21 protein-coding genes and 1 other RNA gene are annotated in these 21,503 nt (G+C 65.2%); 5 read left to right on the top strand and 17 right to left on the bottom strand.

Going from position 1 to position 21,503, the window contains the following annotated elements; genetic code table 11:
* Window positions 1-54: 54 nt before the first annotated feature.
* Genes purN through purM form a run of 4 tightly spaced genes read right to left on the bottom strand, consistent with a single transcriptional unit; the run spans window position 55 to window position 2,960 of the window.
* Window positions 55-726, bottom strand: coding sequence for a phosphoribosylglycinamide formyltransferase (gene purN, locus ACCQ06_RS15955; RefSeq protein ID WP_316687182.1), 672 nt, complete (start codon window positions 724-726; stop codon window positions 55-57).
* Window positions 713-1,330, bottom strand: a complete 618-nt coding sequence (locus ACCQ06_RS15950) for a DUF2238 domain-containing protein (RefSeq protein ID WP_316692621.1) — start codon at window positions 1,328-1,330, stop codon at window positions 713-715. Before ACCQ06_RS15950 ends, purN begins: the two co-directional genes overlap by 14 nt.
* Window positions 1,331-1,352: 22 nt before the next feature.
* Window positions 1,353-1,811: a hypothetical protein gene (locus ACCQ06_RS15945; RefSeq protein WP_228323191.1), complete on the bottom strand. Its 459-nt coding sequence runs from the start codon at window positions 1,809-1,811 to the stop codon at window positions 1,353-1,355.
* 15 nt (window positions 1,812-1,826) lie between these two features.
* Window positions 1,827-2,960, bottom strand: coding sequence for a phosphoribosylformylglycinamidine cyclo-ligase (gene purM, locus ACCQ06_RS15940; protein ID WP_316687180.1), 1,134 nt, complete (start codon window positions 2,958-2,960; stop codon window positions 1,827-1,829).
* Between the two features lie 22 nt (window positions 2,961-2,982).
* Here purM and ACCQ06_RS15935 point away from each other — a divergent pair, with 22 nt between their 5' ends.
* Genes ACCQ06_RS15935 through hda form a run of 3 tightly spaced genes read left to right on the top strand, consistent with a single transcriptional unit; the run spans window position 2,983 to window position 5,959 of the window.
* Window positions 2,983-4,095 carry a DUF2066 domain-containing protein gene (locus ACCQ06_RS15935; protein WP_228323189.1) on the top strand — a complete coding sequence of 371 codons (1,113 nt, stop codon included), beginning with the start codon at window positions 2,983-2,985 and terminating at the stop codon, window positions 4,093-4,095.
* Window positions 4,092-5,261, top strand: coding sequence for an AI-2E family transporter (locus ACCQ06_RS15930; RefSeq protein ID WP_104614525.1), 1,170 nt, complete (start codon window positions 4,092-4,094; stop codon window positions 5,259-5,261). Before ACCQ06_RS15935 ends, ACCQ06_RS15930 begins: the two co-directional genes overlap by 4 nt.
* Window positions 5,258-5,959: a DnaA regulatory inactivator Hda gene (hda, locus tag ACCQ06_RS15925; protein ID WP_316687179.1), complete on the top strand. Its 702-nt coding sequence runs from the start codon at window positions 5,258-5,260 to the stop codon at window positions 5,957-5,959. The genes ACCQ06_RS15930 and hda overlap by 4 nt, the downstream gene beginning before the upstream one ends.
* Window positions 5,960-6,656: 697 nt before the next feature.
* Here the strand turns inward: hda and murU are convergent.
* From murU to ACCQ06_RS15905, 4 genes are all read right to left on the bottom strand, one after another.
* Complete coding sequence (gene murU / locus ACCQ06_RS15920) at window positions 6,657-7,367, bottom strand: N-acetylmuramate alpha-1-phosphate uridylyltransferase MurU (RefSeq protein ID WP_228323187.1); 711 nt, start codon at window positions 7,365-7,367, stop codon at window positions 6,657-6,659.
* Complete coding sequence (locus ACCQ06_RS15915; protein ID WP_228323186.1) at window positions 7,364-8,383, bottom strand: aminoglycoside phosphotransferase family protein; 1,020 nt, start codon at window positions 8,381-8,383, stop codon at window positions 7,364-7,366. Before ACCQ06_RS15915 ends, murU begins: the two co-directional genes overlap by 4 nt.
* Window positions 8,384-8,431: 48 nt before the next feature.
* Window positions 8,432-8,704, bottom strand: a complete 273-nt coding sequence (locus tag ACCQ06_RS15910) for a GlsB/YeaQ/YmgE family stress response membrane protein (RefSeq protein WP_005993264.1) — start codon at window positions 8,702-8,704, stop codon at window positions 8,432-8,434.
* A gap of 325 nt (window positions 8,705-9,029) precedes the next feature.
* Entirely contained in the window at window positions 9,030-10,523 is a 1,494-nt protein-coding gene (locus tag ACCQ06_RS15905; RefSeq protein WP_316687178.1) for a M20 family metallopeptidase, read from the bottom strand.
* 157 nt (window positions 10,524-10,680) lie between these two features.
* On the opposite strand from ACCQ06_RS15905, the gene ACCQ06_RS15900 reads away from it, so the two are divergent.
* Together ACCQ06_RS15900 and ACCQ06_RS15895 are read left to right on the top strand one after the other, a co-directional pair.
* Complete coding sequence (locus ACCQ06_RS15900; protein ID WP_005993268.1) at window positions 10,681-11,055, top strand: ComEA family DNA-binding protein; 375 nt, start codon at window positions 10,681-10,683, stop codon at window positions 11,053-11,055.
* A 213-nt stretch (window positions 11,056-11,268) separates the two neighbouring features.
* Window positions 11,269-11,973, top strand: a complete 705-nt coding sequence (locus tag ACCQ06_RS15895) for a HutD/Ves family protein (RefSeq protein ID WP_228323184.1) — start codon at window positions 11,269-11,271, stop codon at window positions 11,971-11,973.
* A gap of 149 nt (window positions 11,974-12,122) precedes the next feature.
* Here ACCQ06_RS15895 and ACCQ06_RS15890 read toward each other — a convergent pair.
* From ACCQ06_RS15890 to ACCQ06_RS15850, 9 genes are all read right to left on the bottom strand, one after another.
* Window positions 12,123-12,198, bottom strand: a non-coding RNA gene (locus ACCQ06_RS15890) — sX9 sRNA.
* A 231-nt stretch (window positions 12,199-12,429) separates the two neighbouring features.
* Window positions 12,430-14,058 carry a sulfite reductase subunit alpha gene (locus ACCQ06_RS15885; protein ID WP_228323183.1) on the bottom strand — a complete coding sequence of 543 codons (1,629 nt, stop codon included), beginning with the start codon at window positions 14,056-14,058 and terminating at the stop codon, window positions 12,430-12,432.
* Complete coding sequence (locus ACCQ06_RS15880; protein ID WP_228323182.1) at window positions 14,055-15,029, bottom strand: FAD:protein FMN transferase; 975 nt, start codon at window positions 15,027-15,029, stop codon at window positions 14,055-14,057. Before ACCQ06_RS15880 ends, ACCQ06_RS15885 begins: the two co-directional genes overlap by 4 nt.
* A gap of 247 nt (window positions 15,030-15,276) precedes the next feature.
* Window positions 15,277-16,080: a DUF4198 domain-containing protein gene (locus ACCQ06_RS15875; RefSeq protein ID WP_228323181.1), complete on the bottom strand. Its 804-nt coding sequence runs from the start codon at window positions 16,078-16,080 to the stop codon at window positions 15,277-15,279.
* Between the two features lie 169 nt (window positions 16,081-16,249).
* The gene (locus ACCQ06_RS15870; protein ID WP_115562549.1) at window positions 16,250-16,765 is read right to left on the bottom strand and encodes a DUF2271 domain-containing protein; all 516 of its coding nucleotides are present in this window, start codon (window positions 16,763-16,765) and stop codon (window positions 16,250-16,252) included.
* 21 nt (window positions 16,766-16,786) lie between these two features.
* Window positions 16,787-17,425 carry a PepSY-associated TM helix domain-containing protein gene (locus ACCQ06_RS15865; protein WP_228323180.1) on the bottom strand — a complete coding sequence of 213 codons (639 nt, stop codon included), beginning with the start codon at window positions 17,423-17,425 and terminating at the stop codon, window positions 16,787-16,789.
* A 6-nt stretch (window positions 17,426-17,431) separates the two neighbouring features.
* On the bottom strand, window positions 17,432-18,190 hold the full coding sequence (locus ACCQ06_RS15860) for a tetratricopeptide repeat protein (protein ID WP_316687176.1): 759 nt from the start codon (window positions 18,188-18,190) through the stop codon (window positions 17,432-17,434).
* On the bottom strand, window positions 18,183-18,869 hold the full coding sequence (locus tag ACCQ06_RS15855) for a Fe2+-dependent dioxygenase (RefSeq protein WP_316687175.1): 687 nt from the start codon (window positions 18,867-18,869) through the stop codon (window positions 18,183-18,185). Before ACCQ06_RS15855 ends, ACCQ06_RS15860 begins: the two co-directional genes overlap by 8 nt.
* Window positions 18,870-18,917: 48 nt before the next feature.
* Window positions 18,918-21,236 carry a TonB-dependent receptor gene (locus ACCQ06_RS15850; protein ID WP_228323178.1) on the bottom strand — a complete coding sequence of 773 codons (2,319 nt, stop codon included), beginning with the start codon at window positions 21,234-21,236 and terminating at the stop codon, window positions 18,918-18,920.
* Window positions 21,237-21,503: the final 267 nt, after the last annotated feature.

Genomic DNA, 21,503 nt, shown 5'->3' with positions numbered 1-21,503 from the left:
GAGGCACGGGGCCACAAGGATGTCTGAGACGGGATGAGGGGGGCGTATCCGCATTCAGGCGAGCGCGGCGTCAGCGGACTCTAGTCGTAGTGGCGTAAACAGGCACTGACCGTCGACATGCACCGCATCGCCGTCCACCACCTGCAGGCGTCCGCTGGCCAGCAGGTCCAGTGTGGCGAGCAGCAGCGGGTGCTCGCGGGCCAGAACGCGTGCGGCCAATTGCTCGGCGCTATCGCCGGGGAGGACCGGTACGCGGGCCTGCGCGATCACGCTGCCGGCATCCAGTTCGGGTACTACCAGATGCACGCTGGCGCCGTGCTCGGTATCGCCGGCCTCCAGCGCGCGGGCATGCGTGTGCAAGCCACGGTACTTGGGCAGCAGGGACGGGTGGATATTGAGCATCCGCCCGGCAAAGCGCCGCACCAATGGCTCGCCCAGAATGCGCATGTAGCCGGCGCAGATGACCCAGTCCGGCTGTACGACGGCGATGGCATCGCCCAGCGCGGCGTCGAAGGCGTTGCGGTCGGCGAAGTCGCGCGGGCTGGCGCTCCAACGGCGCGCTGCGTCCATTTTTTGAAGTGCCGGCGCCTGCGGACGGTCGGAAAATACCCCGACCACTTCTGCGTGCAAGCGCCCGCTGGCGATCGCGTCAAGGATGGCCTGCAGATTGCTGCCGCGGCCGGAGGCCAGCACGGCCAGGCGCAGGCGGGGATCAGTTGCGAGCATTGAACAGTGTCCTCACCGCGGGGTAGGCCGCCAGGCTGCCGAGGGTTGCCAGCAGCATGTCGGTATGTGCGTCCCAGGGGTCGCCTTGCTGGCCGTTGTAGGCTTCGGTGGCCTGTGGCGACAGCAACAGCGCAATGCCCCACTCGAACCACTCGTAGACCAGGCTGACGCACATGATGCTCATCACCGTCAGCGCAAAGGCCTGCCGCAGCGTTAGGCGGGGCCACAGCCGCAACGCCAGTTGCGCAATGGCCGGCGTGAAGCACAGCCCGAACAGCAGGTGGATCAAACGGTCGAAATGATTGCGCGTCCAGCCGAACGTGGCGCTGGGCGACCAGTGCACTAACTGCATGCTCCATTGCTCGTAGGGCACGTTGGAATACAGCCAGCGCGCGCCGATGCAGTGCAATCCGATAAACACGCAGATCGCCACGAAGGCGGCGTTCTCCAGCGGCCAGCGACGGTCGGCCCACACCAGTGCGATCAAGCCGATCACGGTCAACGAACTATGCAAGGCCTGTTCGACCGGCCATAGCGGTGCGATCCAGCTCGCCAGGAACACCGCGATGGTGACGGTCAACGCAGCCGGTTTGGCGCGGCGCAGGGTCCTGATGATCACGTGGCTCTCAGGCGGCGGTTGCGGCAGGGCCGAACAGTGCCTTGACCTGGGGGCGCAACAATGTGATCAGCGTAAAGACGCCAAGCACGGTGCCGAACGGCATGAAGGAGCACGAGATGCCGGCCACGACCAGGCACAGCAGATGCCGCCGGCGCTGGGCGATGCAACGGCCGGCATAGGCCATGAAGCCGGCCAGGGTCAGGCCGCAGGTGATGATCGCGGCCGCAAACACCACGAAGATCCAGCCGAACATCCGCATCTGGTCCGGTGCCGCTTCGCCATTGCTGCCCTGCATCGGCAAGTGCCCGGTGACGATGGCCAGCCCCATGAACAGATGGATCAGCGGAAACAGCGAAAACAGCCCGGTGATGCCGGCCAGCACGTAATGAAAGATCGACAGCAGCTTGAGGTGCTGCAGGTCATCGGCGCTGGCCGGCGTCGGCAGGGCAGGAGGGGAAGCGTCCATGCAGGTCTCCTTGGCTCAGCCAATCCGCACGCGTTCGTCGCCATGCGCGGCGACCACGTGGCCGATGCGCCAATGCGCAAGCGATTGCGCGTCCAGTGCCTGTTCCAGCGTGGCGGCCTGATCGGGTGAAGCGATCAGCACAAAGCCGATGCCGCAGTTGAAGGTGCGCCACATTTCGGCATCGGCCACCGCGCCTTCGCGCTGCAGCCAGGCGAACACCGGCGGCAAGGTCCAGGCGGTGGCATCGATGTCCAGGCCCAGGCCGTCGGGAATCACGCGGATGATGTTTTCGGTGAGCCCGCCGCCGGTGATGTGCGCCATGGCATGGATCGCTTCGCCGTGCGACTTGAGCAGCGCCAGCACCGGCTTGACGTACAGCGCGGTCGGTGCCATCAGTGCGTCGATCAGCTTGGTGCCGTCGTCCAGTACATGCTCTGCCGGCGCGCCGGCACGTTCGTAGATCTTGCGGATCAGCGAATACCCGTTGGAATGCGGGCCGGAGGACGCGATGCCGATCAGCACATCGCCCTCGCGCACCTGCGCGCCGTCCAGCAGCTGCGATTTTTCCACCGCACCCACGGTGAAGCCGGCCAGGTCGTATTCGCCGGGCGGGTACATGTCGGGCATTTCGGCGGTTTCGCCACCGATCAAGGCGCAACCGGACAGCTCGCAGCCGCGCGCGATGCCGCCGACCACCGCTGCGGCGGTGTCCACGTCGAGCTTGCCGGTGGCGAAGTAGTCCAGGAAGAACAGCGGTTCGGCGCCCTGCACCAGCACGTCGTTGACGCACATGCCGACCAGGTCGATGCCGATGGTGTCGTGGCGGCCGAGCTGCTGCGCCAGCTTGAGTTTGGTGCCCACGCCGTCGGTGCCGGAGACCAGCACCGGCTCCTTGTACTTGCCGGACAGGTCGAACAGCGCGCCAAAACCGCCCAGGCCACCCATCACCTCCGGCCGGAAGCTGCGCTTGACCAGCGGCTTGATGCGTTCGACCAGGGCATTGCCGGCATCGATGTCGACACCCGCGTCGCGGTAGGTCATGGGCGAGGGAGTGGAAGGCGTTGGGCTGGTCACGGGCGTGGGTGGCTCGGCAGTAAAGGCGGCGATTTTAACAGCCACGTTGGCGCTAGCGCCCCATTCGGGCAACAATTCACCTGGATACGCTTATGCCATGGAACCGTCGATGCGCCGCAGTCTCGTTTTCTTTCTCGCCCTCGTGGTCGCCATGCCTGTGGCTCCGGCCTTTGCGCAAGCCGATCTGCGCACCGAAGGCGACGTCGCCAAGGCGCAAAGTGCCTACGATGCCGAAGTGCCGGTCAACAGCCAGGGCGAATCCGATCGCCCCGGCGCCCTGGCGCGCGCGCTGGGCGCGGTGCTCGGCAAAGTCTCCGGCGATCGCTCGGTGATGAGCCGCCCCGGTGTGCCGCAGGCGCTGCGCAATGCGCCCAACTACGTCGAACACTACGACTACCGCCAGGATCAGGGCACCTCGCGCGCCGGTGCGCCGACCTTCCGCACCACCCTGGTCGCGCGTTTTCGCCAGTCCGATGTGGATGGCTTGATCGCCGCGCTCGGCCTGCCGGTGTGGCCGCTGCCGCGCCCAAAGCCGGTGTTGTGGCTGGCCATCGATGACGGCAGCGGCCCGCGCCTGGTCGGCGTTGCCCAGGCCAACGCCGCACGCAGCGTGCTCGACCGCGCGATCGAGCGCGGCTACCGGCTCGGCCTGCCGGGCGGTGCGGCGGCCGAGCAGGCGCTGGCCGGTGCGATCTGGCGCAAGGACACCGCCGCGGTGTCGCGCGCGTCGGCCAAGTACAGCCCGCCGATGCAGCTGATTGGCAAGCTCTACCGCAATGATGCCGGCTGGACCGCCGACTGGGTTTTCGTGGACAACGGCAATGTGCTGTCGAGCTGGACCAGCAGCGACGGCGATGCGCGCCGCGCGATGGCCGCCGGTGCCGATGGCGCCGCCGATGCCTTGGTCAAGCGCTATGCCAAGCGGGTGGATTCGGGCGTGCCCGGGGTGTACCGCGCAGTGATTACCGGCATCCACAGCGCCGACGATTACCTGCGGGTCGCCGCCGCACTGCAGAGCGTGTCGGTGGTACGCAGCATTCGCCCGGTCAGCGCCAACGGCGATCGCATGGAAGTGGATCTGGAACTGCTCACGGGCATTTCGGGGCTTAACCGTATGCTCGGCGACAACAGCCCGCTGGTCTCGGTCTCTGTACCGACCGAGGGCCCGATCATTCTCGACAACGAGCACGCCGAGTACCGCCTGAAATGACGTTGACGCCCGAAGCCGAAATCGCTTTATTCCTGCGCCGCCTCAAATGGGTGGCGGTCATTGTCGGCGTGCTGTGGGTGGTCTCGCTGCTGTCCCCGATCCTGACGCCGTTCGTGCTTGCGCTGTTGCTGGCCTGGCTGGGCGACCCGCTGGTGGACCGCATCGAACGCGCCGGCCGCTCGCGCAACATGGCAGTGTCGCTGGTGTTCGTGCTGGCGCTGCTGTTGGTCGTGCTGGCGCTGATGATTCTGGTGCCGATGATCGAACGCCAGATCATGACCCTGATCGATGCCTTGCCGCAGATGCGCACCTGGGCGATCAGCACGGCCATTCCGTGGCTGGAAGCCAAGACCGGCGTGGAGCTGATGGGCTGGCTGGACCCGGAGCGCTTGATCGACTGGATCCGCAGCCACTGGGAGCAGGCCGGCGGCGCCGCCAAGACCTTCTTCGGTTACGTGCAGCGCTCGGGCTTTGCGATGGTGACCTGGGTGATCAACCTGGCGTTGCTGCCGATCCTGGCGTTCTATTTCCTGCGCGACTGGGACCGCCTGGTCGAGCGTGTGGCGGCGGTCATCCCGCGTGCCTACATCGGCACCGTGAGCCGGCTGGCGCTGGAGTCCAACGACGTGCTGGGTGGCTTCATCCGCGGCCAGTTCCTGGTGATGCTGGCGCTGGGCGCGATCTACGCCACCGGCCTGTCCATCATCGGGCTCAATCTGGGGTTGTTGATCGGCATCATTGCAGGTTTCATCAGTTTCATTCCGTATCTGGGGGCAACCACCGGCATCGTGCTGGCGTTGCTGGCGGCCATCGTGCAGGCGCAGGGGCTGGATCTGAAACTGCTGATCGGCGTGGGCGTGGTGTTCACCGTCGGCCAGTTGCTGGAAAGTTATTTGCTCACTCCGCGCATCGTCGGTGACAAGATCGGCCTGCATCCGGTGGCGGTGATCTTTGCGGTGATGGCCGGCGGCCAGTTGTTCGGCTTCCTCGGCATGCTGCTGGCGTTGCCGGTGGCAGCGGTGGCCAACGTGCTGCTGCGGTATGCGCATGAGCAGTACACCCGCAGCGACCTGTATGCCGGCGAGCGTGCGGGCATCGTGCTGCAGTCCACCACGGCCGAGCGCAGCGTCATCATCGACCCGAGCAAGGACGCAGATCGGTCGTGAGCGTGCCGCAGTTGCCATTGGCGTTGCGCGCGCCATCCGATCAGCGTTTCGATAGTTACATTGCCGCGCCCGAGGGCCTGCTTGCGCAATTGCAGGCGCTGGCTGCCGGTCAGCTGAGCGATTGGCTCTATCTTGCCGGACCCGCCGGTACCGGCAAGACGCATCTGGTGCTGGCGGTGTGCGCAGCGGCCGAGCAGGCCGGGCGGGCAACCGCGTATCTGCCGCTGCACGCAGCAGCCGGCCGCCTGCGCGATGCGCTCGAAGCGCTGGAGGGCCGCAGCCTGGTGGCACTGGATGGCGTTGACAGTATTGCCGGGCAGCGCGACGACGAAGTGGCGCTGTTCGATTTCCATAATCGCGCACGCGCCGCCGGCATCAGCCTGCTCTACACCGCACGGCAGATGCCCGATGGCCTATCGTTGGCGCTGCCGGATCTGCGTTCGCGGCTGTCGCAATGCATCCGGATCGGATTGCCGGTGCTCGACGATGCGGCGCGCGCGGCAGTGCTGCGCGATCGTGCGCAGCGGCGCGGGCTGGCGCTGGACGATGCGGCGATCGACTGGCTACTGACGCATAGCGAACGCGAACTTGCCACCTTGGTAGCCTTGCTGGATCGGCTGGATCGCGAATCGTTGGCGGCCAAACGCCGCATCACGGTGCCGTTCCTGCGCCGTGTGCTTGAGGATCGCGGGGCGTAAGGCAGCGGGTCTGCGGCGTTCTTGCAGGGCCCCCTTGCCCGCCCACCATCGCCGGACACGCTGCAAGTACGTCTATCTAAGTTCTTACGCGGCATCCAGGTCGCGTAAGGCCTGGCAAAGGTGGGTAGCCAAAGACCAGCCGAGGTGGTCGGTGCGTCGAGTTTTCAGCAAGCAACCAGCAACGCTCTAGCGCGGTGTCCTCGTTCTTCAAAAAAACGCAGCCAACCGTCTGGTGCGGTGTCCTCGCCGCTTGCGGGACCGTTGGCGGCATGGATGCCGCCAACGAGCCCCCAGGGATGGGTTTACGGCGTGTCCTGCAAGTGGCGAGGGCACCGCGCGCTCGATGCTGCGAGTTTGCTGCTGAAGTCTTGCCCGCCCACCATCGCGGGACACGCTACAAGTACCTACATGCAGGCTATTGTCCGGCATCCATGCCACGTAAGGTCCGTCAACGGTTGGCGTGCAAGGACCAGTCGAGATGGTCGCTGCGTGGTTGCGAGCGGTACACGCGATGCTGCCTGCCGCTAACGTGCGGTGTGATCAGCTCCTTTCGTCCCAGCGATGTCATTGCCAGTCCGGACATTCCCTCACCCGTCGGCGAAGGCGCATGTGGCAGACACGTTGCAACCAGTGAGCCAGCGCTCGAAGGTTTTTAGTCGATGCGCTTGATGACGAGCCTTGCAGCAACGAGTTGCGATCAGCCGCCGTTGCGCAGTAACTGTGCATCCAATTCTGCCAGGCGCTGCGGCGTGCCGACATCGGTCCAGCGCCCGGCATGGTGGATGCCATCGATCAGGCCTGCCGCCATCTGCGCGCGCAGGATCGGCGCCAAGGCAAACCGCGGCGCCGCGCCGGCCTGCTCTGGCAACGGACCAATCACCGATTGCCAATCGTGCAGCAGCGTCGGTCGATACATGCCGATGCCGGAGTAGGTAAGCGTTGCAGGCAGATCTGCGCGCACCTTGCCGTCCGCATCCAGCGCAAAGTCAGCGCGCTCTGCATACGCGGGGCGATCCACCAGCACCAGCTGCGCCAGTCCTTCCGGTGCATGCGACAGCCGGGCAAAGTCCAAATCGGTCCAGATATCGCCATTGACCAACAGAAACGGTGCATCGCCCAACAGCGGCAGTGCATGCAACATGCCGCCGCCGGTTTCCAGCGGCGTTGCGCCTTCATAGGAATAGGTCAGACGCAGCCCGAACGCGCTGCCGTCTCCCAGCGTTTGCGCAAACTGCTCGGCCAGCCACGAGGTATTGATCACTACCTCGTCCACGCCCAACGCTGCCAGTTTGCGCAAATGCCAGACGATCAACGGCGTGCCGCCGACAGACAGTAAGGGTTTGGGCGTGTGCTCGGTCAACGGCCGCATGCGCTCGCCAAAGCCTGCTGCAAAAATCAACGCCTTCATACGTCCGCCTGCACTGCGCGTGTTGCCAATGCGGGTTTGACCACCTCGTCCAGCAACGCGATCAGCGGCGCCAGCTCGGCATAGCGCGGCAGTACTTCGTCCAGATAAGCGATGAAGCGCGGCACGTTGTCCAGATACCAATGCTTGCCATCGCGATGGCTCAGACGCGAAAAAATACCCAGGTTTTTCAGATGCCGCTGCACGCCCATCCAGTCCGCATCGCGCAGAAACTGCTGCAGTGGCGGCACCGGCAATCCGGCGGCCTGCGCACGTGCGTGATAACGCGCCAGCCAGCCGTCGACGCGTGCGATCGGCCAACTTACCGAGGTGTCCTTGAACAGACTGATCGGGTCGTAGGCGATCGGCCCGATCACGCAATCCTGAAAGTCCAATACTGCTGGGCCATCGGGCACCGGCATCAGATTGCGCGGCATGAAGTCGCGATGGGTGAACACGCGTGGCTGCGCTAGCGCGTTGTCCATCAAGCGCCGCTGCACCAGCTGCAACTGCTCGGCCTGGCCGCAGTCCAGCTGCACGCCAAGATGGCGACCCAGAAACCATTCCTCGAACAAACCGGCATCGCGTTGCAGCAGCGCCTCACCGAACACGCCGCTGTCGGCAGGTGGCGGGATCTGTTGCAGCAACAGTAATTGCGCGATGGCGCCATCCAGCAGGGCGTCGGCATTGGCGTCGGTCAGGACCTGCGCCAGCGTCGGTACGCCCAGATCCTCCAGCAGCAGGAAGCCGATCTCCAGGTCCTGTGCCAGCACCTGCGGCACGCGGACTCCATGCGCGCCCAACACGGCGTGCATGCGCAACCACGGCGCCACATTTTCGAGCTGCGGTGGCGCATCCATCAGGATGCGATCGGTGCCGCGTCCCTGCGTGCGCCAGTAACTGCGAAACCCCGCGTCGACCGACGCGCGTTGCAACACCGTAGAGGGGTCATCCAGTGCGTGTCGCGCCCATTGCAGGCGCAGCGCGTCGCGCGCAGGGTCAGAAGGCGATACCGTCATGTGTCGTGGTTGCGTAGTGAAGTGAGGACGAAGCGTGCAATGCAGTGGTCAGCGTTTGCTGCCGCTGAACAAGCGCAGCAGTGCAAGGATGGCGATGGCACCCAGCAACGCGCCGAGGAAACCGGCAGGCTCGCCTGCGTGGTACCAGCCCATGTAGCGGCCAAACCAGCTTGCCACCACCGCCCCGGCGATGCCCAGCACGATGGTCAGCAGGCAACCCAGGCGCTGCGTGCCGGGCGTGATGAAACGCGCCAGCAGCCCGACCACAAATCCCACCAGCAAAATGTAGAGCCAGCTGTCGCTACCAAACAAAGTGTTCATTGCAGCACCGAAGGCAAACGGGATCGGCAGACTAGCATTTCGGATGTCGGCGACTCGCGCTGCACGCACAGTGCGAATGGCGCTGATGGGGTGCCTTCAGCAAATCGTTGCGTTGGGTATTGCCACAGAAACCCTGTCATGGAGTGACTGCCCAGACAGCCGCCGCCTTCAATCGCATGATCGAACACCCAGCCTCTGTCCCTGCGGGAGAGGAGCTGGGTGAGAAGACGCTGACCAAGTTGCCGATGCCGTGTCCTTTGCGCCAAATGCAACGCAATGCTTCACGTCAGGGCACGCCCTCAACCCGCAGTCGTCTCTCGTCGACTCAACAGCAACCGTGTCCACCATGACGGGTGCCGCTATCGGCAGCCACCGGCGAGCCGCTGGTTTCGCCGCGCAGGCAGGCCGCATGATGCTCGGCGATCACCTTCGACACGCAGGCGGTGACGCGCTTACCCATCGGGATGTGCAAAAACTCGTTCGGGCCATGCGCATTGGAATGCGGCCCCAGCACGCCGGTGATCATGAACTGCGCGCCGGGGAACTTTTCGCCCAGCATGCCCATGAACGGGATCGAGCCGCCTTCGCCCATGTACATCGCCGGCTTGTCGAAGAAGGCCTGGCTGGCGGCGTCGATGGCCTTCTCCAGCCACGGCGCCATGGCCGGGGCATTCCAACCGGACGATGCCTTTTCCAGCTCCAGCGTGACCTGCGCGCCATTGGGCGGATCGCGCAGCAACGCCTGCTTGAGCAGTTCGCCACAGGCCTTGCCGTCGGCGGTTGGCGGCAGACGCAGCGACAGCTTCACCGCGGTCTGCGGACGCAACACATTGCCGGCCGAGGCCAGCGGCGGCATGCCATCCACGCCGGTGATCGACAGCGCCGGGCGCCAGGTCCGGTTCAAGACCAGCTCGGTGAGGTCGTCATGCATCGGCACCAGGCCATCGACCATCGGGAATTTATCGAAGATGGCGGTATCCAGCGTCGCCGCTGCAGCCTTGGCCTGGGTCAGGCGCTCGGCCGGCACCTCCACATGCAACCCCTCCAGCAGGATGCGGCCCGTGGCCTCGTCTTCGATGCGCGACAGCAACTGGCGCAGCAGCCGGAAGCTGGACGGCACCACGCCGGACGCATCGCCGGAATGCACGCCTTCTTCCAGCACCTTCACGCTGAGGTTGCCGCCGGTCAGGCCGCGCAGCGAAGTGGTGCACCACAACTGCTCGTAATTGCCGCATCCCGAATCCAGGCACACCACCAACGACGGCTTGCCGATACGCTCGGCCAGATGGTCCACGTAAGCGGGCAGATCGTAGCTGCCCGACTCTTCGCAGGCTTCGATCAGCACCACGCACCGCGCATGCGACAGACCCTGGGTGCGCAGCGCCAGAATCGCCGCCAGCGAGCCGAAGATCGCGTAACCGTCGTCGGCGCCGCCCCGGCCATACAACTTGTCGTCGCGCAGCACCGGCTCCCAGGGGCCCAGGTCGGCATCCCAACCGGTCATCTCCGGCTGCTTGTCCAGATGGCCGTACAGCAACACGGTGTCGTCGCCGGACTCCGGGCCGGTGGCCGGGATCTCGATGAAGATCAGCGGCGTGCGGCCGTCCAGGCGCACCACCTCCACTTGCATGCCATCGATGGCCTGTGCGCGCGCCCAGGTTTCCATCAGCGTGACGGCCTGCTCCATATAGCCATGGGCCACCCAATCGGCGTCGAACATCGGCGACTTGTTGGGGATACGGATGTAATCGACCAGCTGCGGGACGATTTCGCGGTCCCAGGTTTCGCTGATGAATTGGTCGATCTTGGCGCTGTCCATGAAGGCTCCGAATGCGTGACGTAATGACACATTCTACGCCCGGGGCCAGGGGTAGGTATTTCCCTACAAGGCGGCGCGCAGTTCACCTGCTGTGTGAAAAGTTCGTTGGCGATAGGATTGCTGCATGTGGCGCGGGACACTGGCTCCGCCGGCAGGAATGCTGGCTAGGACCATCACCCAAGCCACAAGGAGCGTTGCAATGAAGTCATTTACCGTAGTCCTGAAGTCCCTGCTACTGGCGTTGTTGTTGTCCTCGAATGCGTACGCGCTTGAGAAGGTCGATATCAACACCGCGTCTGCTGAGGAATTGGACAAGGTGCTGACGAATGTCGGGCGATCAAAAGCCGAGGCAATCGTTGAGCACCGTCAGGCAAACGGTCCCTTCAAAAGTGCCGAGGAACTGGCGCTGGTCAAGGGCATCGGACTCAAGACGGTCGAACGGAATCGTGACCTGATCGAAGTAGGAGCCACGATGGCTCCCGCCAAGAAGGCTGCCAAGGGGGCGGCGGTGAAACCGGTGGGACGGCGTTAAGGGAAAGGGATCCGAGATACGGTTCGACGCGAGGATGCGTGGCCGCAACCTAACTGGACAGGATGTCCGGGGGATGGCTGGAAGCCGACAAGGACGTGGAATCGCCCGGTGTTGCACTTGGATGTGCAGCCGGGCGTTTTTCGTTTCAGGGTGTGCCGCTCTGCCACGCAGCGGCGGAGGGCTTCGGTAGCGGGCTTCGGGCACAATGCGCCGATGCAGCTGACAGACCTGAGCAGCCGGGTGATTCCGGCCACCGAGTACCGCCGCGAGCGGTGGCGCAATCAATTTGGTTGGACACGCGAGATCCTGCGGCTCGGAGAGCCTGAGGCCTGGGCATTGCGGCTGTCGATTGCCGAGATCGAACGCGACGCCGCGTTTTCCGCATTCCCGGGGATCGACCGCGAATTGGTGCTGCTGCATGGCAATGGGATGCGGCTGCAGTTTGGCGACGGTGAGCTTGATCCCGGCAATGCTTCTGCGCGTGCTGATGGCCTGATCACAGGTACACCTACTGATGACGGTGATGCTGGCGCACGCGTCGCTGGCGCCGCGCGTGTCGTCGAATTGCTGCCGCCCTATCAGCGCGTCCGATTCGCTGGTGAGGAGACGGTCGACGCGAGCTTGCTCGATGGGCCGACGCAGGACTTCAATCTGATGTGGCGCCGCGATCTGCTGCGTACCGAGCTGCTGCATCGCCCCTTGGTCGGCACCATGCTGTTCTTTGCGGACCCGGGCAGCGCCTGGGTCATCCACCTGTTGGCGGGCCAGGCCAGCTTTGGGCGCGACAGTGGGCTGCCGCCCCTGGCTGCGGGCGACACCGCATGGCTGAGTGCATCGACGCGGACCCGCTACGTGCTCGATGGCGGCGGCGAGCTGCTGGCGATCCGGGTGAGTCCGCTTGCAGGGATCCACGATTAGCTGATCCGGACAGCCAACAGTGTTCTTTCGTGCATTGAACGGCCGAGATGCAAATGCAAGTGCAAGTAACGGCGCAGCCAGTTAACCGGGTAGTTAGCAATTCGGATTGATACGTGTCACGTGCACTGTCTGCGTCGAGGAATTAAAGAGGCTGACAACAAGTAGCGAGCACTCGTCAGGTGGGCGTGAACGGCGCGCAGGGACAGGAGCGTGTGAGTGGCACACACCGATTCCGAGCAGCGGTCGCCTGGCCGCTGCACAGTCGTTTTGTAAGCTGCTCTTAGCGAACTCGCAGAACTGCAGCAACGTGCCGAAGCGTGCCGATGCAGAGCACGGTTGCCGGCAAACGAGCGTTGCTGGGTACAGGATTCGGATGCAATGTCTGCCTGCCAACGATCGTAGCTTGGCAGCACTCCACGCTGCCAAGCTGCGATCTTCAGCCTGCACGCTTGCTGTTCAATACACGTCGCGACGGTAGCGGCCGCTGCGTAGCAGTTCTTGCCTGACCTCGGTGCCCAGCAGGGTGTCGAGGGTGCGGTCCACGTCGGGTGCCATGCCGCGCAGGCTGCCGCAGAGATAGATGCAGGCGCCGCGGTCGATCCATTGCCGCAGGCGATCGCTGGCGGCAGCCAATGCATGTTGTACATAACGTACCGACGGGTTGTGGTCGCGCGAGTACACCAGGTCCAGACGCGCGATCCAGCCATCGTGTTGCCACTGCTGCAGTTCGTCGGCATACAGCGCATCGTGCGCGGCATTGCGTTCGCCAAAGATCAGCCAGTTGTCGCGCGCACCGGCTGCAATGCGTGCGCGTAGGTGGGCGCGCAAGCCGGCGATGCCGGTGCCATTGCCGATCAGCAGCATGGGCTGCGCGGGTGCGGGTGGGTGGAACCCCGGATTGCTGCGCAGGCGCAAGGCAATCGGCGTGCCGACGGGAGCATGCACGCACAGCCAGCCGCTGCCGATGCCCAGATGCCCGTCGGCCTGCCGGTGTTCGCGGATCAGCAGTTCGGCGTGGCCTTCTTCGCTGATCGAGGCCAGCGAGTATTCGCGATGCGGCAGGGTGATCAGGCTACGCACCAACGCGGTTGCATCCGCTGACGCCGTCGCCGCCGTCTGTGCATCCGTCTTTGCATCGGTCGGCAGGTGCGAGCGGCCAAGCCAGTCGCGCAGCGTACGGCCGTCGATGATGTCCGAGCCATCGCGTCGATGACGCTGCAACCAGGCGTCGACACTCTCCGGTGCGTTCTGCGGCGCGACCTCGGCGATGTCGCCAGCACGCCATGCCGGCAGTGCGCCATCGATGGGCGTGAGACGGAGCCGATGGATCGGTGCGCCGGCACTGCCTGGATTGAGGTGGACGCGCTCGCGCAGCTGCCAGGCCGTGTAGGTCGGCACGCTCCAATCCGACTGCGTCGCAAGCGCAGGCGCCAACGTCGATAGACGTTGGCGCCATTGCTGCAATGCGTGTGGGTCGGCATTGTCGACCTCGATGCGCTCGAACAGGCGGGTGCCGCCGCGCGCGTGCAGGCGGTCATCGAGATGGCGGCCGAACGCGCAGAATTGCGTATAACGACGATCGCCGAGTGCCAGCACCGCGTACTGCACGGCGGCCAGATCCTGTCCGCTGTCGGCGAGCCAGTGACGCCCCGCAGCCTGTGCGTGATCCGGTGCATCGCCTTCGCCCGTAGTGCTGACGATGCATAGCAAACGCGGCACGCGCGCGAGCTGCTCGGGAACTAACGCCTCCAGCGGGAGTGCGTAGGCACCGATACCTGCCGCTTGCAAGGCATCAGCGCTACGCTCGGCCAGTTCGCGTGCGAATCCGGTCTGGCTTGCCCATACGATCAACACGCCGCTGCTGTCGCCGTGCGACGTGTTGGCGCGTGCCCGGCGGCGCAACAAGACCGCCGTGCACAGCACGGCATACGCCGTCATCCCGACGCCTGCCCATTGCAAGCGATGCGGTGTCGGTGCGCTCCACCAGGCACCGTCATGCAGGTGGGCAAGCCATCCGACAAGCGTCGCCAGGGCGAGCAGCAGCGCCCCGTTACCTATCCAGACGCGTAGGCTTGTGGCGCTCATGACGCCGCCAGATGTTGCTCGAACGCCGGGCTCATCACTTCATGCAAGCTGCCATCGTGGCGCGTCAGAAAGCGCACTGCCAGGTCGGTCTTGGCGGCATAGGCAAGCCCGGCATCGGTTCCGAGCACGGTCATCGCGGTGGCCCAGGCATCGGCCTGCATGGCTTCGCGCGCGAGCACGGTGACGGCGGCAGGCGCATGCGGAATCGGCGCTCCAGTGCGTGGATCGAAGGTGTGCGCATAGCGCATGCCGTCGGCATCGAAGCGGTGCCAGCGATCGCCTGATGTGGCGACTGCCAAGCCATCCAGCGTGAGCACACGTGCCGGCAATGTGGCGCCGGCGTCTTCGTCGGGCGCGGATTCGACCAGCACACGCCATGCGCTGCCATCGGGTTTGCGCCCATAGCCGAACAATTCGCCACCCACATCGATCAACGCACTGACGATGCCGGCCTGTCGCAATGCGTGCTGCACGCAGTCCACCCCGAAGCCTTTTGCGATGCCGGACAGATCCAGCGCGACGGCGCCGGGTTGCAGCACCCGCTGGCCATCCAGAGCCAGGCGTTGCCAGCCGCAGCGCAGGCTGGCCAGCGCGATCTGTTCGGGCGAGGGCACACGGCGTCGGCCGCCGGAGGCGCCAAAGCCCCACAGTTCGACCATCGGGCCGACCGTGGGGTCGAACGCGCCGTCGCTGGCTTGCGCGATCTGCAGCGCGGTGCGCAGCACGGTGAAAAAGTCATCGGGCAATGTCTGCCACTGACCTGCCGCGGCACGGTTGTAGCGGCTGATATCCGAGTCCGTTTCCCAGGTACTCATTTGCGCGACCACGCGATCGAGCGCTGCTTGGATACGCGCATGCATGGGATGCAGGTCGCGCCCACGCGGCGCCACCAGCTTGACGCTCCAGGTCGTGCCCATGCTGTGCCCGCCCAGGGAGGCAATGGCGTCATCTGCGGAAGAAACTGGGTGCATGCGTGGACCGGTCGAGCAGGCGCTGCCTGAGGCAGCCATGGTGACGCGCGAGCGTGTCGTTTGCATCACGCGGTGTGGTCTTTGAAACAGCGAGGGATGCGCCGATTGGACGCTGCGCATACCGCACATACCGCGCAGGCGGCAGGCGGCAGGCGGTACACGCCGAGCGGAATGTGCCGCTTCCACATCGGCACTGCATCGCCACTGCGTTAACCGTAAGGTCAACGCAGTGGCGGGCATGCGGCGATTACTGCGGCAACACTTCCAGCGTTACCACGTAGCCCAGGCGACGTTGCTTGGCCTGTGGCAGCGAGGTCTTGCTGTCTTCGCTGGTGGTTTCCAGCCAGTACATGCCCGCTTCCGGCCAGGTCACGCTGAAGCCGCCCTTGGCGTCGGTCTTGAGTTTGATCTCGTTCTGCGCATCGCGATAGCGCGTGCCGCCACGCACGATCTCGATCTCCAGCCCGGCGGCCGGCTTGCCATCGAGCTGCAGGGTGAACTGCGCCGCTTCACCGGCGACCAGGTCGTTGGGGTGGGTCACCGGCACCAGCTCGATGCCCTTGCCGCTGGGCTTGAACGCGGTGGTGGTCGGCGCGCCGCGGGTCACGAAGGTTTCCACGCGATTGAGCGATTGGCTGACCTGCAACTCCTGCGCGTTCTTCGGCACTTCGGTGGCGAAGCTTGCCTCGTTGCCGCGCCAGCGCTTGGGCTTGCCGTCTTCCTTCCAGCTGGCGAACAGGCCGGCATTGACGATGCTGAGTTTGTAGGTGCCGGGCTGGGTGAGCTGCAGGTCGAACACGCTGCGGTACTTGCCGGTTGCAGGGTTTTCCGGCTTGAGCGCGCTGCCATCGGGCGCGGTGATGCTCAGATTATCCAGGCGCAGCGGCACGTGGTTGAAGTAGAACAGGTCGTTGGACACCGCCGCATCGACGGTGATCCACGGCGCTTCGCCGGCCAGGACGGTTTGCGATGGCAGCAGCCAGGCCTTGTGGGCGAACGCGCTGACGGGAAGTGCTGCAAGCAGGGCGATCAGGACATGCGAAGGTTTCATGGCAACTCCTTGAAGAGCGATAAGGCGGGTGGGTCACGTGTCTGATCAGCGCACTGCGGCGCTGCGTGGATGCGTGGGTAACGAAAGTCGATACGCGTCTGCGCCACGTCGCGCGCGCGTCATGGGCACGGATGCATGCACGGCGGCACCGCATCCGAGCCCATCTGCATCAGGGCTTTGCGATCAGGCTCACCGCGCCGAGCTCGCTGCTGCCGCTGGCCTTGGCAGACTGCGCCGAGGTGGCCGGCCAGGTGAAAGGCACCTTGACCAACTCGCGGCCACCGACTTCGCGCGCAGCTTCCACCACCAGGGTGTACTGGCCGGCCGGCAGCGACTTCAGCGCGCCCTTGGTGTCGGTGAACGACAGCGCATGCGCGCCGGCAGGCCGGGTGGGGCCGGTCACGCCATCGACCGGCACCTCCAGCGTGCGGCCGCTCTTGCGCCACCACTGGCGCAGATCCGGCAGCCATTTGGTGCCGTGGCCTTCGGCGGTGTCCTTGGATTGGTACCAGACCGCCAGGTTGGCGGCGACCTTCTGGTCTGCGCCTTCCAGCCAGATCGCCACGTACGGGCGGTGGTATTCGGCGACATTGAGTTTGGGGATTTCGACGTTGATGTCGAGCGTGGCCGCATACGCCGGCATGGCGAGCAGGCCGCTCAGAGCGATGGTCAGGGTGGCGCGCATGATCGTCTCCGGTGAGTCAGGTCAGTGGATCAACAGCAAGGCAAGCAGCAGCGGAATCAGCAGGCCCAGGCCGACCAACGGCCAGGTCATGCTGCGCTGACGCGCATGCAGGTGCAGCAGGAACAGGCCGGTGATGCAGAACACCAGGCAGGCGATGGCGAACACGTCGATGAACCAGCCCCATGCCGGCCCGGCGTTGCGGCCTTTGTGCAGATCGTTGAGATAGGCGATCCAGCCACGCGTGGTGCGTTCGTATTCGATCGCGCCGGTGCTGCGGTCCAGACTCAGCCAGGCATCGCCACCGGGGCGGGGCAGGGCGACATACAGCTCTTCTGGCGACCACTCTGCGTTGCGGTTGCCGACGCTGATCTCCAGTTCGCGACCCAGCCACTGCGCCACGCGCGGCGGCAGCGGTGCATCGCCGTCCTGGCGCGTGCCCAGGGTCTTCAACAGCGCTGGCGGCAAGGTGAGCGTGCGTTGCTCGGTGGACGGGCTGGCTTCGATACGCGCGGCGTGATTGAGGGTGAGCCCGGTAACCGTAAACAGCAGCATGCCGATCAGACACAGCGCCGAACTGATCCAATGCCATTGATGCAGCATGCGCAGCCAGAATCCGCGGCGTTGCTGTGCAGTGGCGATGGTGTCGTTGGAAGCGGGCATGCCGGTTTATGCCACGTCCGCGGGAACGGGTGGCTGCAGCTGCGATTGCCGCGCGGCTACATCGCTGAGTAAGGTGCGCAGGCGTGGCTGTGGCGCGTTGGCCAGCACGGGCGCGAGCTGACGCAGGAACCCGGTGTGCCCACCGTCGATGGCGCGTCGCATCCAGTGTTCGGCCTGATCGAGCGCGCCTTCATCGGCAAGCAACGTTGCATAGCTGGCCTGGCCGCGAAAATCGCCCGCCTCTGCGGCGCGGCGATACCACTCGCGTGCAGCAAGCGGATCCGCCACGCAGGCCAGGCCCTGGTCGAGATAGCGCGCCACAAAATTCATCGACTTGGCGTGACCACGTTCGGCCGCGGTGCGGTACAGCGTCAATGCGTGTGCCTGGTCCTGCGCCACGCCGCGCCCGGAGGCGTACAGATGCGCCAGGTTGTACATGCCCCATTCCAGGCCGTGCTCGGCGGCGCGGCGATACCACAACGCAGCCAGCACCTCGTTGATGGCGGTGCCAAAGCCCAGTTCGTGGCAGCGGCCCAGTTGATTCATCGCTTCCGGATGCCCGGCATTGGCGGCCACTTCGTACCACAGCATCGCCATGGCCGGATCGGCGGCAATGCCGCGGCCTTCGGCATACAGCTGTGCGAGCAGCAGTTGTGCAGTCACATCCTGACCGGCGGCGGCCTTGCGCAGCAACGCGACTGCCTGTGCCGGCTGAGTCTGCAGCAGTGCCATCAGCAGGGCCGGGTCAATCGCAGGCTCAGACATCGGCCCACTGCCGCAGCAGGTTGTGATACACGCCGGTGAGCTGGATCAACGACGGATGCCCGGGCGTGTCCTGGGTCAAACGACGGATCGACACATCCAGTTCGAACAACAGGCGGCGCTGCGCATCGTCGCGCAACATGCTTTGGATCCAGAAGAACGAGGCGACACGCGTGCCGCGCGTTACCGGCATCACTTTATGCAGGCTGGTGCCGGGATAGATCACCAGGTGCCCGGCCGGCAGCTTCACCGACTGCGTGCCGAAGGTATCTTCAATCACCAGCTCGCCGCCGTCGTAACTGTCCGGGTCGCTGAGGAACAGCGTGCCCGACACATCGGTGCGGACCGCCTCGGCACCACCGCGGCTGCGGTCGTAACGCACCGCGTTGTCGACGTGATACCCGAACGACTGCCCGCCGCTGTAGCGATTGAACAGCGGCGGATAGATTCGACGCGGCAGCACCGCCGAAAAGAACGTGCTGCTGCGCGACAGCGCCTCCAGCACCAGTGCGCTCGCCTCGCGCGCTGCGGCGCTGTCCTCGGGCAACTGCGCGTTGTCCTTGGCCTGCGCGGACTGATGGCCGGCAGTGATGCGGCCGTCTGCCCAGTCGGCCGCGTCCAGCCGCGCGCGCAACTCGCTGAGCTGCACGGGCGTCAAGACATCGGGAATGGGCAGCAGCATGCGGCGCTCTCCATGCCGTCCGCAGGATGCGGGCGGCGTGCCGGAAGGTTAGAAACTGAAGGTAGCGTTCAACACCGCCGAGCGGCCATCGCCCGGCAACGCCCAGCCACTGCCGGCGGTGACGGTGCCCGCGGCGTTGACGGTGAGGTTGTTGCGGATGCTGGTGTAGTACTCCTTGTCGAACAGGTTGTTGACGTTCAACTGCAGGCTGAGCCAGTCGTTGACGCGCAGGCCCACCATCGCACGGTGCACCCAGTACGCGTCGGTCTTGCGGTAGACCGCGGTCGAGGTGTTGTTCGGGTAGAAGCTGCCCTGGTAATTGACGCCATAGCCGAAGGTCCACTGGTTGAGCGCGTAGGTGGTCCAGAGATTGCCGGCATTGCGCGGGGTCTGCACCAGTTCGCGTCCGGCAATCGGGTCGCCGGTGAGGCTGGCGGTGCGGTTGGACACGCTCTGCAGCACTTCGCTGTCCAGGAAGGTGTAGTTGGCGAAGACCGACCAGCGCTCGGTCAGATAGCCGGCCGCGCCCAGCGCGATGCCGTCCACGCGCGCCTTGCCGTCGAGCACCTGCTCGGGAATCAGCGGGTCGCCGCTGTTGACCTTGTAGTTTTCGCGCTCGTTGCGGAATACCGCAGCGGTCAGCGCCAGGCGCTCGTTCAACACGTCCCACTTGCCGCCCAGCTCGATGTTGACCGCACTTTCCGGCTCAACATTGCAGTTGGCGCCGGCGGTGGCGGTGGCGATCGGCGTGCACGAGCCATTGACCGACGCCTTGGACGGGGTCTTGCTGTTGGCGTAGGACAGATACAGGCTGGCGTTGTCGACCGGCTTGAATACCAGACCGGCGCGGTAGGAGAACAAATCGTCCTTGCTGCCCGCCGGGAAGCCCGGGGACACGCCGGTCACGCCGCCGGTGGCATCGACGGTGTAGGTGGTGGTGTCGCCTTCGTTGTGTTCGTAACGGCCGCCCAGGTTGAGCATCCATTGCTCGTTGAACTGCAGCGTATCGAACAGGTACACCGCCTGATTGGTCAGGCTGCCCTTGCTGCGGCCGGTGCGGAAATAGTTCTGCGGGCCGGTCCAGATGTTGTACGGGTTGTCGAAGGTCTGCAGCGGGTAGGTGATGCCGGTGGTGGAGCCGTCGGCATTGCGGAAGATGCTGCCGCTGTCGAGTTCGAAGTCTTCCTTGCTGAAGGCCACGCCGGCGACCACGCGGTGCTCGATGGCGCCGGTGTGCAGGGTGGCGGTCAGGTCGGTCTGGCTGTGGGCGATGAAGTTTTCGGTGTCGCGCACCAGCCCGCGTGGGCCGCTGTTGGGACTCCAGGTGGACGGCGGCTGGCCGACGCAGGCGCGGCCGGTGTAGGCGTTGGTGTTGTTGGGCAGGCACCAGGTGCCTTCCGGCGCGGTGGCCGAGGTGGTCTGGTCCACGCGCTGCAGACGCGCCAGGCTGCGCAGCTTGACGTTGTCGTCGAAGTCCATTTCCAGCACGCCGGTCAGCATGTCCACGTCGATCTCCTGACGCGACACATTGCGATAGCCATAATAGGTTTCGCGGTCCACGCCCGGCAGCGGGCCATCGTTGAACGGGCTGAGCGCGAACGGCACGCCGTACTGCGGCAGGTTGTTGTCGTGCTGGTGCAGGTAGCTCAGCGTGAAGCGCGTATCCGAGCCCAGGCCGAAGGCGATCGATGGCGCAAAGCCCCAGCGATGGCGGAATTCTTCATCGCGGCCCGGCACGTCCTGGGTATGACCCATGGCATTCAAGCGCACGGCGGTGCCGTTTTCGAAGTCGTAGTTGCTGTCGACGGTGAGGCGACCATAACGGTCGCTGCCGCCGCCGATCAGCACGTTGGTGAAGTCGCCTTGCCCGGCGGTCTTGGTCACCAGGTTGATGTTGCCGCCGACCGAGCCGGCACCGGACATCGCCGAGTTGGCGCCGTTGATCAGCTCCACGGACTCGAGGTTGAAGGTGTCGCTGCGGCTGTACTGCGCGCTGTCGCGCACGCCATCGGTGGTGATGTCGCTGCTGGCGGTGAAGCCGCGCAGGTTGATGCTGTCGCCATACCCACCGCCGCCTTCGCCTGCGCCGAAGGTGATGCCGGGCAGCGTACTCAGCACATCGCGCAGCGACAGCAGGTTCTGCTGGTCCATGGTCTGCTTGGTGACAACCGTGATGGTCTGCGGAGTGTCGCGCAGCGCTTCGGTGTACTTGGGCGAGGACGGCTTTTGCGCACGTTCCTGCTGCACCCGGATGGCATCCAGATCCACCGCACCCGGGGGCGCTGGCGCATCGCCAGGCTGGGCGAAGGCGGGAGCGGACAGGGTCAACAGCACGGCCGAGGTGAGCGGGGAAATCCTGGGAGTCATGAGACGTCTCGAAAAGGAAAGCGATGCTCCGGCCTGGCGATGGCTCGGCGGATGCGGAAGGGTGTGCGTGCCTCGCTAGCCCGTGGCGCCCGGCTGGCGTCCACCGCACGCGCCGCCGCACCGCGCTGAAAAGCGCAGGCGAACAGGACGCAGATCGAAGGTGTCGGACAGTGCAGGGCGCATGGGATCGCAGGGCAGGTCAGATGTTAAGAAGACCTGAAGGGCTGCGATCTTAAATGCAAATCATTCTTCTTTGCAATCTTTACC

It is taken from the genome of Xanthomonas sp. NCPPB 4467 (assembly GCF_041475665.2).
GTDB lineage: Bacteria > Pseudomonadota > Gammaproteobacteria > Xanthomonadales > Xanthomonadaceae > Xanthomonas > Xanthomonas dyei.
This window is presented reverse-complemented; position numbering and strand designations above follow the sequence as displayed.